The following is a 12,806-nucleotide window of genomic DNA, read 5'->3' on the forward strand; positions in this document are numbered from 1 at the left end:
GATTCAGCAGTAATGTATCAAGCTATTGATACAAACTAGGCCTGCGGGCCCCGGGGGTCAAGGACCTCAGTCGTCGAACGGCTTGAACCGCTCCACCCCAACTATTTTGTTCTTGCTGTGGTGCGCCACATGGCACACGATGATCTCGCCCGGCGCCAGATACGGGTCCGAGGACGGCAGCCGATCCCGGAGGCGGGAGTTCATGTGCTTTGCGAGCTGTTTCAGGACGGTCGGCAGTGCCGGGCGGTGCGTACACACGGCCACGGCCCGCTGCTTGTCGAACAGCGCCTCGACGACGGCGGCCGTCTTCTGCGGGCTGCGGCCGTGCCGGTGTTCGGTGAGGGCCTCGTTGAGCTTCACCTTGGCGTCGGCCGCCTTTACGTACGGCGCGATGGTGGCCACGCACCGCAGCCACGGGCTTGAAACGATCCGCGCGGGCTTCCACGCCTGCAGGAGCCGCCCCACCGCCTGCGCCTGCCGCATGCCGGTGGCGGCCAGCGGGCGGTCGCCCTCGGCCTTGGACCACGAAGAGCGGGGTTTGGCCTTCGCATGGCGCACGATCAGCAGCGGCCAGGTCTCCAGTTCCCCGCGGTCGTGGGCGTTCACGAGGTGCTGGAGCGGTTCGATGTCGCTCGGGTTGCTCAGGAGGCGGGCCGCCTTCTCGGGCGGGCACCACATGACGCTGTCGACTTCACTGCCGTCCGGCAGCAAGGCAGCGCCGTCGACGTCGACCGCCCAGTAGTGGACCACCTTCAGCCCGGCCGCCACGTGGTAGTGGATGGGCGGAAGCGGGATCCCCAGAGGAGCGCTGAGCCCGATCTCCTCCTCCACCTCGCGGACGGCGCACTCCGGGATGGTCTCGCCGGGGTCGATTTTGCCCTTCGGCCAGGACCAGTCGTCATAGCGCGGGCGGTGAATCAGCAGGACCTCAAGCTGGTCCTTGGTTGCCGAATTGAAGCGCCAAGGGATGGCGCCTGCAGCCGTGACGGCAACCTCTTCGCCGGGATGGTCAGCCTGGTCCGCAACCAGGGCATCGCTGCTCACACTCACGATCCCTACCGCAGGCTGGTCGAGCGCTGGCGGGAGCGGGAAGCGAGCAGCCAGGACTGGACGTCCTTGAGGTTCTGGCCGTCTTCTGCCAGGTGGTGGCGGGTCCATTCGCCCTGCCTGTCCAAATGCCAGCTGGCGGTTTCCGGAACCATGTAACGGTTGAGTAGATCCAGGACATAGCTCGTGTCGTCGCCGCTTGTCAGCTGCACGAGGGCCTCCACCCGGCGGTCGAGGTTGCGGTGCATCATGTCGGCCGAGCCGATGTAGACCACCGGGTCCCCGGCATTGGCGAAGGCGAAGACGCGGGAGTGCTCCAGGAAGCGGCCCAGCACGGAGCGGACCGTGATGTTCTCGCTCAGGCCGGGAACGCCGGGCCGCAGGGAGCAGATGCCGCGGACAATGACGTCCACCTGCACCCCGGCCTGGGACGCGCGGTACAGGGAATCGATGATGGCCTCGTCCACCATCGAATTGACCTTGATCTGGACGCGCGCGGCGATGCCGGCGCGGGCGTTCCTGATCTCGGTTTCGATCCTGTCGATCAGCCCGGACCGGACCGAGCGCGGCGCCACGAGCAGCCGCTTGAACGTGGACTTCGGCGCGTACCCGGAGAGCTGGTTGAACAGCTTCGACAGGTCTTCGCCGACCTGTTCGTTCGCCGTCAGCAGGCCCAGGTCCTCGTAGTAGCGGGCCGTGCGCGGGTGGTAGTTGCCGGTGCCGATGTGGCAGTAGCGGCGCAGCCCGTCCACTTCCTGGCGGACCACGAGGGAGAGCTTGCAGTGGGTCTTCAGGCCCACGATGCCGTACACCACATGGACGCCGGCCTGTTCCAGTTTCCGGGCCCAGGAGATGTTGGCCTGCTCATCGAAGCGGGCCTTGATCTCCACGAGGGCCAGGACCTGCTTGCCGGCCTCGGCGGCGTCGATCAGTGCATCGACAATCGGGGAGTCCCCGGAGGTGCGGTACAGGGTCTGCTTGATGGCCTGGACTTTCGGGTCCGCGGCCGCCTGTTCCAGGAACGCCTGGACGGACGTGGAGAAGGAGTCGTACGGGTGGTGCAGGAGGATGTCCCGCCGCCGCATGGCCGCAAAGACGTTGGCCGCCTTGGAGGTTTCCGATTCGTTGAGGTACCGCGAGGTGTGCGGGACGTGCTTGGGGTAGTGCAGATCCGCCCGGTCGATCCCGGCAATCACCGAGAGCCCGCGCAGGTCCAGCGGCGCCGGAACGGAGTAGACCTCGGATTCCTCGACGCCGAGCTCGCGGATCAGCAGGGCACGGATGTTCGGGTTGATGTCATTGGTGACCTCAAGCCGGACCGGCGGCCCGAACCGGCGGCGCAGGAGTTCCTTCTCCAACGCCTGCAGGAGGTTCTCGGCGTCGTCCTCTTCGACCTCGACGTCCTCGTTGCGGGTCACACGGAAGATGTGGTGCTCCAGGACCTCCATGCCGGCGAACAGCTGGTCCAGGTGCACGGCGATGACTTCCTCGAGCGCGATGAACCGTGCCACACGCCCGGGGACGGAACCGGCGCGGGCGCCGTCGATGGAGATCAGGCGGGGGAGCTGGTCAGGGACCTTGACACGGGCGAAGAGCTCCTTGTCGCTGACCGGGTTGCGGACCACCACGGCGAGGTTCAGGGACAGTCCGGAAATGTAGGGGAACGGGTGCGCCGGATCCACGGCAAGCGGCGTCAGGATCGGGAAGACCTTTTCCGCGAACATGGCACTGAGCTGGTCCTTGGCCTGAGAGTCGAGTTCCTCCCAGTGCATGAGGTGGATGTGCTCGTACGCAAGGGCGGGACGGATCTGTTCGGCGTAGACCCGGGCGTGGCGCTGCTGCAGCCGGTGGGCCTCCTCGCCGATCTGCTCCAAAACCTGCATGGGGCTCAGCCCGGCGGGGGAGGGGACCGCGAGGCCCGTGGCGATCCGTCGCTTCAGCCCGGCCACCCGGACCATGAAGAACTCGTCCAGGTTGGAGGCAAAGATGGACAGGAAGCTGACCCGCTCCAGCAGATACAGGTTGGGGTCTTCGGCCAGTTCCAGGACCCGGGCGTTGAAGGCGAGCCAGCTCAGCTCCCGGTCCAGGAACCGGTCGGGGCGGATGTCGCCTTCCGGTTCCAGGTTCGGCGCGAACTCCGGAATGTCGATCCGGTCCTGGGTGGCGCGTGAGGCCGGCACTTCGGAGGAGCCAAAGCGCGCACGTACCGGACGCGCCCGCTTTTCCGGCGTTGCTGGTTCAGACGTGGATGTCCGGGCTGTATCCCGTGGCATAGGGTCTCCTCAATGCTGGCGCGATGTAGCTTCAACCTTACAAGCAATCACGGCCAGATGACCCCAGATTTCGGCCCGGTCCGGGCGGTCATCCGCCGACTTGACTAACGCCGTCCGGCGCGGGGGTGACAGCCGGTGAGTGCTGCTGCGGCAGCGGCGCGTACATGACGTCGACATCCCAGCGGGTGAATCCGAGCCGGCGGTAGAGGGCGACGGCGGGCGCGTTGTCGGCATCGACGTAGAGCATGACCGCGCGGAGCCCGAGGTCCTGCAGATGCCTGATGCCTGCGACGGTGAGGGCCTTGCCCAGTCCGGAGCCCTGGGCATCCGGGGTCACGCCCACCACATAAACCTCGCCGATCGCGGGGTGATCGCCGTGCCGGGGGTGGACCTTGGTCCAGTGGAACCCCAAAAGCCGGTCCGCCGCGTCCACGGCCAGCAGGAAGCCTGTGGGGTCAAACCAGGGCTCGGCCATCCGGGCGTCCAAATCGGCGGGCGTCATGTTGCCCTGCTCCGGGTGGTGGGCGAAGGCGGCCTTGTTTGCGGCCAGCCAGGCGTCCTCGTCCCGGCCGGGCACGAAGGCGCGGAGCTGTACGCCCTCCGGGAGTTGGACCTCCGGCAGGGCAGCCGCTGCCGTCATCAGCCGCATTTTCCACAGCTCGCGGACGGCGCCGTAGCCGTAGCGGGCCGCGAGGTCCGCCGCGGCCTCGTGGTTCCCGTGGGACCAGGCTTTTAGGCCCGCGAAGCCGCGGACGCTTTTCAGTTCGCCCACCAGACGGTCGCCCACGCCCTGGTTGCGGTAGCTGGGGTGGACGGCGATCTCAAGGATCCCGGTGCCGTCGGGCTCTTCGATGACGACGGCGACGCCGGCGAGGTCCTGCGCCGTCGCGGGATTCAACTTATCGTCCGGGGCGTAGAGGGCCAAGGCCAATACCGAATGCTCGCCCGCGTCGGCGGCGCGCAGCGTGACAAGAGTCTGTTCGGACAGCGGCGGATTGCCGTCGGACTCCTCCGCCGCGGCGACCAGGCCGGCGACGTCCCGCAGCAGCCTGCTGTCCACGGTTCCTTTGAGGGCAAGTACGGGCCAGTTTTCCGGGTGCGCAGGGCTCATGGTGCAAGGCTATCGGGTGCCTGGCTGCCAGCGGCCGATTTTGTTGAACTCGGGACGGCGCGTATAGTCGTTATCTCGTCCGGCGTTGCGCCAGATGCGAGGGGGATCCACCACTGGGGTGGCCTCGATACGTTCGACCCGTATGTCCTCCACTGAGATTGTTTTATTGAGAAGATTGTGCGCCGATGAATCGGTGCACCACGAAGGCCCCGGACTCTGGATTCCAGAGTCCGGGGCCTTCTGCGTTCAGTGCTTCTGTGTTTACGTGCTTCCGTTTTTCTGGGTTCGGAGGCCGAGGTGCGCTCAGGCCTCGGTGAGTTCGTCCTCGGGCTGGCGGACCAAGGTCAGGCGGTAGCCGACGTTGCGGACGGTGCTGATCAGGTTCTCGTGGTCGGCGCCCAGTTTGGCGCGCAGCCGCCGGACGTGGACGTCCACGGTGCGGGTGCCGCCGTAGTAGTCGTAGCCCCAGACTTCGGTCAGCAGCTGCTGGCGGGTGAATACCCGGCCGGGGTGCTGGGCGAGGTATTTCAGCAGTTCAAATTCCTTGAAGGTCAGGTTGAGCGCGGCGCCGTTGACCCGAGCGGTGTAGCTGGCCTCGTCAATTACGACGCCGGCGGCCCGGATTTCGGTCGGCACGTCCTCCTTCTCCGGCACGGCACGCGCGACGCCGAGGCGGATCCTGGCTTCGACTTCGGCCGGGCCCGCAGATTCCAGGAGGATGTCGTCCACGGCCCACGCTGAGGAGACGGCGGCCATGCCGCCTTCGGTGAGGATAAGCATCAAGGGGGCGCTGAGGCCGGTGGCCTTGAGCAGCTGGGTGAGGGAACGTGCGCCGACCAGATCCTTGCGGGCATCCAGCAGGACGATGTCGCAGGGGTCAGTCTCGAGCAGTGCGGTGGGCTCGGCCGGCAGGATATGCACCCGGTGGTTCAGCAGTTCCAGAGCAGGCAGGACGTCCACGGATGTTCCGGTGCTGTTCGTCAATAGCAGGATGTGCGACATTGTTCCTCCAAGGGGTGTCCGCGCATCGTTGGGCGTCTTGTTGCTGATCCCGAGTATACCTAAAGGCCCCATTCCGGCCATGGTCCCGTCACCTCCGGCCACTGCTTTTGCGACACATATCGTTCATATAAGGCAGGATTGAACCGTCAGGGCCCGCGGCCCGTTGAAATTGAGCCGAGTCGAATTGGGGTCCGCAGTGAGCGAAGGTACGACCATGGTGGGTCTGCCGATGGCGAGTAGACAGTGAAGCCGTGGAGCGTCGGGATCATCGGCCTGGCCGGTCTCGCGGCCATTGTTGCCGGTGCCTATTCCTCGCCTGTAATCCTCCTGGCAGTCGCGTCCCTCGCCGCCGTCGGCATCGGTATCGGCTGGCCCTACTTTCTCGGTATTCCCGCCAAGAAGACCCTCGCGGCCTTGATTGGCCTGCCCGGAGTGGGGTCGGCGGTGGCGGCGACCTATCTTCCGGCTCCCGGCTTCCTGGACTGGACGCCGTCGTTCATGGCGGTCGGGGTCATGGCAATCTTCATCATGCAACTGATCCGGGGCACCGGGCAGGCCCAGCGCCTCGAATCCACCCTGGGCTCGTGCTCGGGTGTCCTGCTGTCCTGCCTGGGCGCCGGCTGGATTGCCAGCTCGCGCTTCAACGGGGTCCGCGAAATGATCCTCGTGGCCGCCATCAGCGCCGCCATCGCCCTGATGGCGGGGCTGATCCGCTGGCCTGACCGGATCGTGGCGCCGCTGGGCATCGTCAGCGCGGGGCTCGCCGGGCCGCTGGCCGGCCTGGTGTTTTCCGACATTGCCGTGCTGCCGGCCGCCCTCGCCGGCGTCGTAGTGGGAGCGGTGCTGGTGAGTTTCCGCCGCCTCGTCATCCTCAGCGGTGAGAGCTTGAACGTTTTCGCGGCCGTGGGCATGGGGCTGGGGCCGGTGTCGGCGGTCGGTTCCCTGGCCTACTTCATAGACAAACTACTCATCTACTAAGGGTTAGGATGGCATCATGTCCGTACTTGCATATGAGATCTTTTTCCTTGTCCTGCTTGGCGTGGCCAGCCTCTCCATGGCATGGTTTGCCGGCTTTGTCGTGTACCGCCTCTTCAAAGGCCAGAAGTAACACCTTCCAGACCCCGTAGCTTCCAGAGGTAGATGCTGTGCCGATTGAAATCCCTACTGATCTGACCCCCGAAATCGTTCCGCTGTCCTGGCTCATTGGTGAGTGGGAGGGCAGCGGCCGTCTGGGGGCCGGGGACGAGGACTCCGAGCACTTCCTGCAGCACGTGTCGTTTACGCACAACGGCCTGCCGTACCTGCAGTACCGCGCCGAGAGCTGGCTGACCGACGACGAGGGCACCAAGCTGCGTCCCCTCACCGTCGAGACCGGCTTCTGGGCCCTCGAGCGTAAGCAGCGCGAGGAGGACGGCGGTCCCGGCCTGAACCCGGCGGACATTGTCCCCGTGCTCAGGAGCGCCGACGAGGTCGAGGCCCTGCGCAACAGCGACGGCGGCTTCGACATCTCGGTCTCCATTGCCCACCCCGGCGGGATCTCGGAGCTGTACTACGGTCAGATCAAGGGACCCCAGATCCAGCTCAGCACCGACATGGTGATGCGCGGCAGCCACTCCAAGGAGTACACGGCGGCCACCCGGATCTTCGGGCTCGTGGAGGGGAACCTGCTGTGGCGCTGGGACGTGGCCACCGGCAAGAATTCGGCGTCCGGCGGCGGCCTGGAGGCCCACGCATCGGCCATCCTCGCCAAAGTAGGCTAAAGGCGCGGTCTCACTGATTTTTCCGTTGTCAGCATCGACCCAGGAGAAACACCGTGAGCGACGAAGTCACTAGCACAGTCAACAGCCCAGCCCCCAGCATCGACGCCGGTAACACCAGCTACGCCGACCTCAAGGCCGTGTACTTCAACGGCACCCTCAAGAAGTCCCCCGACGTGTCCAACACGCAGGGCCTGATAGAGGTCAGCCGCCGGATCATGGAAAAGCAGGGCGTCACCACCCGCGTGATCCGCACCGTGGACCACGACATCGCCAGCGGCGTCTACCCGGACATGCGCGAACACGGCTGGGCCACCGATGAATGGCCGGAAATCTACCCGGCCGTCCAGGAAGCGGACATCGTGGTCGTCGCCGGGCCCATCTGGCTGGGGGACAACTCCTCGCAGACCAAGAAACTCATCGAGCGCCTCTACGCCCACTCCGGGCAGCTGAACGCAAAGGGCCAGTGGGCCTATTATCCGAAGGTGGGCGGCTGCCTCATCACCGGCAACGAGGACGGGATCAAGCATTGCGCCATGAACATCCTGTACAGCCTCCAGCACATCGGCTTCACCATCACACCGCAGGCCGACGCCGGGTGGATCGGCCCCGTCGGGCCGGGACCCAGCTATCTTGACGAGGGGTCCGGGGGCCCCGAGAGCGATTTCACCAACCGCAACACCACCTTCATGACCTGGAACATGCTCCACCTGGCACGGATGCTCAAGGATGCCGGCGGCATTCCCGCCTACGGAAACCTCCCCGACGCCTGGAAATTGGGCACCCGCTTCGACTTTGAAAATCCGGAATACCGCTAGGGCCGGCCGGCCCCACAGCCCGGCAAAGCCCCGTCCGGCCCCGACACTCCATGCAGGGGCCGGAATACGCGCAGAGCTAAGGACGTTCCTTTCAATATGACTATCAAAAGCCCCCTGTTGTCGCGCCCGGCCGCCGTTGAGGCCAGCGGTGCCGACGCCGGCGTCGCCGCCCACTACGGCGAGCCGCTTCGTGAGCAGCGGGCGCTGGCTGCCGGCACCGCCGTCGTCGATCTCTCAAACCGCGGCGTGGTCACGGTCACCGGGCCGGACCGGCTCAGCTGGCTCAACACCCTGTCCTCCCAGCAGCTCACTTCCCTGGCCCCCGGCCAGTCCACCGAACTGCTGTTGCTGAGCGTCCAGGGCCGGATCGAGTTCGACGCCCGGGTGGTGGACGACGGCGCAACCACCTGGCTGATCGTCGAGGGGGCCGAGGCAGGCCCGCTCGCCGAATGGCTGAACAAGATGAAGTTCATGCTCCGGGTCGAGATCGCCGATGTCTCCGCGGACTGGGCCGTGCTCGGCTCCACCCAGCGCATCCCGGACTGGTCTGCGCTGCAGGTGTGGGAAGACCCGTGGCCGCATGTCGGTGCCGGCGGCTACTCCTACGCGGTGGTGGGCGAGGACGCCCACCCCGGACTCGAGCGGCCGTGGTTCGAGTACCTTGTCCCCGCGGCTGAGCTGGTCCAGACGGTGGGCGAGCGTGCCCTCGCCGGCACCATGGCGTCAGAGGCGCTGCGGATTGCCGCGTGGCGGCCCCGGTGGGGCGCGGAAACCGACGACAAGACCATCCCGCACGAACTCGACCTCCTCCGCACCGCCGTGCACCTCGCCAAAGGCTGCTACAAGGGCCAGGAGACGATCGCCCGCGTCCACAACCTGGGCCACCCGCCGCGGCGGCTCGTGTTCCTCCAGCTCGACGGCTCCCAGCACACCCTGCCCGCGTCCGGCAGCGAGGTGCGTGCCGGCGACCGCAAGGTGGGCGCCGTGACTTCCGTGGCGCAGCACTACGAGATGGGCCCCGTGGCCCTGGCTGTGATCAAGCGCTCCGTCGCCCCGGACGATGTCCTGACCGTGGTGGACGGTGACGAGCCCTATGCCGCGGCCCAGGAAGTCATTGTGGCTCCCGACGCAGGCCAGGTGGTGGGCCGCCAGACCGGCTTCCTGCGGGGTCCCCGATGAGCACCGAGTCCCCATTGAGCGGTTCCGCCCCCAACAACTCCGCCCCCAACAACTCCGCCCCCAACAACTCCGGCGCCGCGCCCGACGACGAGACGCTGGCGCTGGCCCATGTGCTCTTCGACGCGGCCCGCGAGGGCAACTCCGCGCTGCTGGGCGGCTACCTGGCCGCCGGCGCGCCGGCCACGCTGACCACTTCCTCCGGCGACTCGCTCGTCATGCTGGCGGCCTACCACGGTCACGCCGACACCGTTCGGCTGATCCTGGACCACGGCGGAGACGCGAACATGCCCAATGACCGCGGCCAGACGCCGCTGGCCGGTGCTGTCTTCAAGGGCTACACGGACGTCGCCCGCGAACTCTTGGACGCCGGGGCCGACCCCGACGCCGGCACCCCCACCGCGCGGGCCGCCGCGCAAATGTTCGCCCGCACGGAGATCCTGTCCCTCCTCAGCTGACGAAACTCTGACCAAACTCAGTCCGGGTCCGGTGCTGAGGCCCGGCCGGGGCGGTTCCGGGGAAGATTGCCCCCGAATACTCCACGTGGAATAATCTTTAGTGGAGTAATTGCAGTTTAGGCCGAAGAGCACTTCGACCAAAGAGCACACCGACCAAAGAGGACACCGATCAGAGAGGACATGGCACCATGGCCCGGGCAACCGCACTGACACCGCTGGGTGTCGCCGCACTCTCCCTGCTCGTGGAAGAACCGATGCATCCCTACGAGATGTACCAGCTCCTGATCGCCCGGCACGAGGACCGGCTGGTCAAGGTCCGGCCAGGAACTCTCTATCACGCCGTCGGGCGGCTCGAAGAGCAGGGCCTCGTCGCAGCGACGGGAACGGACCGGGGAGGCAACCGTCCGGAGCGCACCACGTACACGATCTCGGCAGCCGGCCGCGAAGCGTTCACGAAGTGGCTGCAGGACATGCTCGCCGCCCCGGTCAACGAATACCCGTCCTTCCCCCTGGCCATCTCCGAGGCCTACAACCTGCCCGCCGGCGTCGTCGTCGAACTCCTCGAACGGCGGCTCCAAGCGCTGCAGGAGCAGCTCGACTTCCTGGTCTCCGGCGAGGAACTGCTTAAGAAGAAGGGTGTGGAGCGCAAGTACTGGATCGACGTCCAGTACCAGCAGTGCACGCTGCAGGCCGAAATCGCCTGGGTCCGCACCCTTCAGGTCCAGCTCCGCTCCGGCGAACTGCCGTGGTGAACCCTTTGCAGGACCCCCGGCCGGGACCCGGCCGCCCCAACACTTAGCCCGTCCAACGTTCACACCAGCCCCTAAGGAAGCCCATGGAAAACGTAGCCCGGCCATGGCCGGCACTCTGGTCCCTGGTGATCGGCTTCTTCATGATCCTGATCGACACCACCATCGTCTCGGTGGCCAACCCGAGCATCATGGAGGGCCTCAACACTGACATCAACTCGGTGATCTGGGTGACCAGCGCCTACCTGCTCGCCTACGCCGTGCCGCTGCTCATCACAGGCCGGCTCGGAGACCGTTTCGGACCCAAGAAGCTCTACCTCTCCGGACTCGTCGTCTTCACCATGGCATCGCTGTGGTGCGGCCTCTCGGGCGACGTCCAGACCCTCATCGCGGCCCGCGTGGTCCAGGGCCTCGGCGCGGCCATGATGACGCCGCAGACCATGGCCGTCATCACCCGCATCTTCCCCCCGGACGGCCGCGGGGCGGCCATGGGCATCTGGGGCGCCACGGCCGGCGTCGCCACCCTGGTCGGCCCGATCCTCGGAGGCGTCCTGGTGGACGGCCTCGGCTGGGAATGGATCTTCTTCATCAACGTCCCCGTCGGGATTGCCGGCTTCATCCTCGCCCAGCGCTTCGTGCCCACGCTGACCACCCACCCGCACAAGTTCGATATTCCCGGCGTGCTGCTTAGCGCCCTCGGCCTGTTCCTCCTGGTCTTCGGCATCCAGGAGGGCGAGACGTACGACTGGGGCACCATCGCCGGCCCGATCACCGTCTGGGGCCTGATCATCAGCGGCATCGCCGTGCTGGTGGTCTTTGTCCTGTGGCAGCGGTTCAACAAGGGCGAACCGTTGCTGCCCCTGTCCCTTTTCAAGGACCGGAACTTCTCGCTCGCAAACATTGCGATCACCACGGTGGGCTTCACCGTTACGGGGTTCAGCCTGCCGCTGATCTTCTACTACCAGATCGTCCGCGGCCTGACGCCGACCCAGTCGGCGCTCATGATGGTGCCGATGGCGCTGATTTCGGGCGGCCTGGCACCCGTGGTCGGACGGATCATCGACAAGGTCAACCCGAAATTCATTACCGCGACCGGTCTGGTCCTGATGTCCGTGGCGCTGTTCTGGAATGCCCTGCTCATGCACCCGGACACGCCCATCTGGCTGTTCCTGCTGCCGAGCGCCGTGCTGGGCTTCGCCAATGCGGGCATTTGGGCGCCACTGAGCTCCACCGCCACGCGCAACCTGCCGCCGCGGCAGGCCGGAGCTGGCTCGGGCGTCTACAACACGACCCGCCAGATCGGCGCCGTGCTCGGCAGCGCCGCCATCGCCGTCCTCATCCAGGCGCGGCTGGCAGCCGAGCTTCCCGCCCGTCCCGGAGCAGGCGGAGACGCCAGCCCAATGGGCTTCGGCGGCGCCCTGCCCGAGGCGCTGCATGACGGGTTCTCGACGGCGATGGGTCAGTCGATCCTGCTGCCCGCGGCGGTCATCCTGCTCGGCGCTGCCGTGGCGCTCTTCTTCGCTAAGCCCAAGCCGGTCCAAGGCTGGGGCGAGCCGGCTCCCGCGGCCGCCGGCATGGCTGCGGACGCAGACCAGACCGCGGACCAAGCCGCCGCAGAACGCCGCTAGCCGGCCGGCATCCGGATCAGCCCAGCAGCACGCTGGTCTGGATGCCGCCCGCGGAGAAGCCCAGGCTGCGGGCCAGCGCCAGTGAACCCTTGTTGCTGACCTCTGAACGCCACTGCAGCGTCAGCCCGGCGGCGAGGGCCTCGTGGGCGGCTATCGAGGCGGCCAGCTTGCCCAGGCCGCGGCGCCGCCATTCGGGCGCAACCAGCACGCCAAGATGAGCCAGGAGCCCTTCCCATTCGGCGTAGGCCCCGCAGGCCACGGGCGTCCGGCGCCCGTCTTCCAGATGCAGGACAGTGAAGCGGTGCTCGAGCTCGGCGAGCCCCACCTCATTGATGTCGTCGGGCGGGCAGAACGTCTCCAGCTCGATCGCTTCCGGGTTCCCGTGCGAGACGGTGAGCTCCTCGGAAGGCTGCTGCAGGGGGAGGTCGTCGGCGAAGAAGAGTGCGGCGGCGCCCAGCCCGTGGCCGCCGTGCCCGCGGGTGATGGTCAGCAGCGTCACGTGCTGGGCCAGTTCCTCGTCGGAGAGGCCGACGGCGGCGTCCAAAGCCCATTGCGGGCCCACCAGGGCGGAGTTGCCGAACAGGCGGACGAACTGCACGGCCCGGGCGCTCTCGTCCGCCCGGGTGAGCCGCAGGCCGGCGGCGGCCGCGAAAGCGCCGTCGTCGAACCCCAAGCGACGTGCCCATGCAAGCTGGACAATTTCAGCGGAACCGGGCTCAAGAGTCATAAATCAACCCTACCCACCGCGGGCCGCGCTTCCGGCCGGATCGCGCCGTCCACCCAATCC

Annotated in this window: 12 protein-coding genes; 7 read left to right on the forward strand and 5 right to left on the reverse strand. The window is 66.9% G+C overall.

What is annotated here, in order from left to right; genetic code table 11:
- Positions 1–66: 66 nt before the first annotated feature.
- The 4 genes from BLQ10_RS13850 to BLQ10_RS13865 form a co-directional block, all read right to left on the reverse strand.
- The gene (locus BLQ10_RS13850; protein WP_091563046.1) at positions 67–1,044 is read right to left on the reverse strand and encodes an NUDIX hydrolase; all 978 of its coding nucleotides are present in this window, start codon (positions 1,042–1,044) and stop codon (positions 67–69) included.
- Positions 1,045–1,055: 11 nt separating this feature from the next.
- Positions 1,056–3,320 (reverse strand): RNA degradosome polyphosphate kinase, encoded by a 2,265-nt coding sequence (locus tag BLQ10_RS13855; RefSeq protein ID WP_254785565.1) that lies wholly within the window; start codon positions 3,318–3,320, stop codon positions 1,056–1,058.
- Positions 3,321–3,408: 88 nt separating this feature from the next.
- On the reverse strand, positions 3,409–4,431 hold the full coding sequence (gene mshD / locus BLQ10_RS13860; protein ID WP_091563050.1) for a mycothiol synthase: 1,023 nt from the start codon (positions 4,429–4,431) through the stop codon (positions 3,409–3,411).
- 303 nt (positions 4,432–4,734) lie between these two features.
- Positions 4,735–5,433, reverse strand: coding sequence for a winged helix-turn-helix transcriptional regulator (locus BLQ10_RS13865; protein ID WP_028276526.1), 699 nt, complete (start codon positions 5,431–5,433; stop codon positions 4,735–4,737).
- Positions 5,434–5,676: 243 nt separating this feature from the next.
- On the opposite strand from BLQ10_RS13865, the gene BLQ10_RS13870 reads away from it, so the two are divergent.
- The 7 genes from BLQ10_RS13870 to BLQ10_RS13900 all read left to right on the forward strand — a co-directional run bounded on the left by BLQ10_RS13870 (position 5,677) and on the right by BLQ10_RS13900 (position 12,019).
- On the forward strand, positions 5,677–6,411 hold the full coding sequence (locus BLQ10_RS13870; RefSeq protein WP_091563053.1) for a permease: 735 nt from the start codon (positions 5,677–5,679) through the stop codon (positions 6,409–6,411).
- Positions 6,412–6,578: 167 nt separating this feature from the next.
- Complete coding sequence (locus tag BLQ10_RS13875) at positions 6,579–7,193, forward strand: nitrobindin family protein (RefSeq protein ID WP_091563054.1); 615 nt, start codon at positions 6,579–6,581, stop codon at positions 7,191–7,193.
- A 98-nt stretch (positions 7,194–7,291) separates the two neighbouring features.
- Positions 7,292–8,008, forward strand: coding sequence for a flavodoxin family protein (locus BLQ10_RS13880; protein WP_091563350.1), 717 nt, complete (start codon positions 7,292–7,294; stop codon positions 8,006–8,008).
- Positions 8,009–8,104: 96 nt separating this feature from the next.
- Positions 8,105–9,187 carry a CAF17-like 4Fe-4S cluster assembly/insertion protein YgfZ gene (locus BLQ10_RS13885; protein WP_091563057.1) on the forward strand — a complete coding sequence of 361 codons (1,083 nt, stop codon included), beginning with the start codon at positions 8,105–8,107 and terminating at the stop codon, positions 9,185–9,187.
- The gene (locus tag BLQ10_RS13890; RefSeq protein WP_254785566.1) at positions 9,184–9,642 is read left to right on the forward strand and encodes an ankyrin repeat domain-containing protein; all 459 of its coding nucleotides are present in this window, start codon (positions 9,184–9,186) and stop codon (positions 9,640–9,642) included. The genes BLQ10_RS13885 and BLQ10_RS13890 overlap by 4 nt, the downstream gene beginning before the upstream one ends.
- Before the next feature lie 188 nt (positions 9,643–9,830).
- Positions 9,831–10,394, forward strand: coding sequence for a PadR family transcriptional regulator (locus BLQ10_RS13895; RefSeq protein ID WP_091563059.1), 564 nt, complete (start codon positions 9,831–9,833; stop codon positions 10,392–10,394).
- An 83-nt stretch (positions 10,395–10,477) separates the two neighbouring features.
- On the forward strand, positions 10,478–12,019 hold the full coding sequence (locus BLQ10_RS13900) for an MFS transporter (RefSeq protein ID WP_091563062.1): 1,542 nt from the start codon (positions 10,478–10,480) through the stop codon (positions 12,017–12,019).
- Positions 12,020–12,035: 16 nt separating this feature from the next.
- Here BLQ10_RS13900 and BLQ10_RS13905 read toward each other — a convergent pair whose 3' ends face one another.
- Positions 12,036–12,746 carry a GNAT family N-acetyltransferase gene (locus BLQ10_RS13905; protein ID WP_091563064.1) on the reverse strand — a complete coding sequence of 237 codons (711 nt, stop codon included), beginning with the start codon at positions 12,744–12,746 and terminating at the stop codon, positions 12,036–12,038.
- Positions 12,747–12,806 lie beyond the last annotated feature (60 nt).

The organism is Arthrobacter sp. ok362 (assembly GCF_900102785.1).
In the GTDB taxonomy this organism is placed as follows: domain Bacteria; phylum Actinomycetota; class Actinomycetes; order Actinomycetales; family Micrococcaceae; genus Arthrobacter.

Coding starts and splice junctions, on each gene's coding strand:
- BLQ10_RS13885 (WP_091563057.1), top strand. CDS start 8,105: ATGACTATCAAAAGCCCCCTGTTGTCGCGCCCGGCCGCCGTTGAGGCC.
- mshD (WP_091563050.1), bottom strand. CDS start 4,431: ATGAGCCCTGCGCACCCGGAAAACTGGCCCGTACTTGCCCTCAAAGGA.
- BLQ10_RS13865 (WP_028276526.1), bottom strand. CDS start 5,433: ATGTCGCACATCCTGCTATTGACGAACAGCACCGGAACATCCGTGGAC.
- BLQ10_RS13900 (WP_091563062.1), top strand. CDS start 10,478: ATGGAAAACGTAGCCCGGCCATGGCCGGCACTCTGGTCCCTGGTGATC.
- BLQ10_RS13905 (WP_091563064.1), bottom strand. CDS start 12,746: ATGACTCTTGAGCCCGGTTCCGCTGAAATTGTCCAGCTTGCATGGGCA.
- BLQ10_RS13895 (WP_091563059.1), top strand. CDS start 9,831: ATGGCCCGGGCAACCGCACTGACACCGCTGGGTGTCGCCGCACTCTCC.
- BLQ10_RS13890 (WP_254785566.1), top strand. CDS start 9,184: ATGAGCACCGAGTCCCCATTGAGCGGTTCCGCCCCCAACAACTCCGCC.
- BLQ10_RS13855 (WP_254785565.1), bottom strand. CDS start 3,320: ATGCCACGGGATACAGCCCGGACATCCACGTCTGAACCAGCAACGCCG.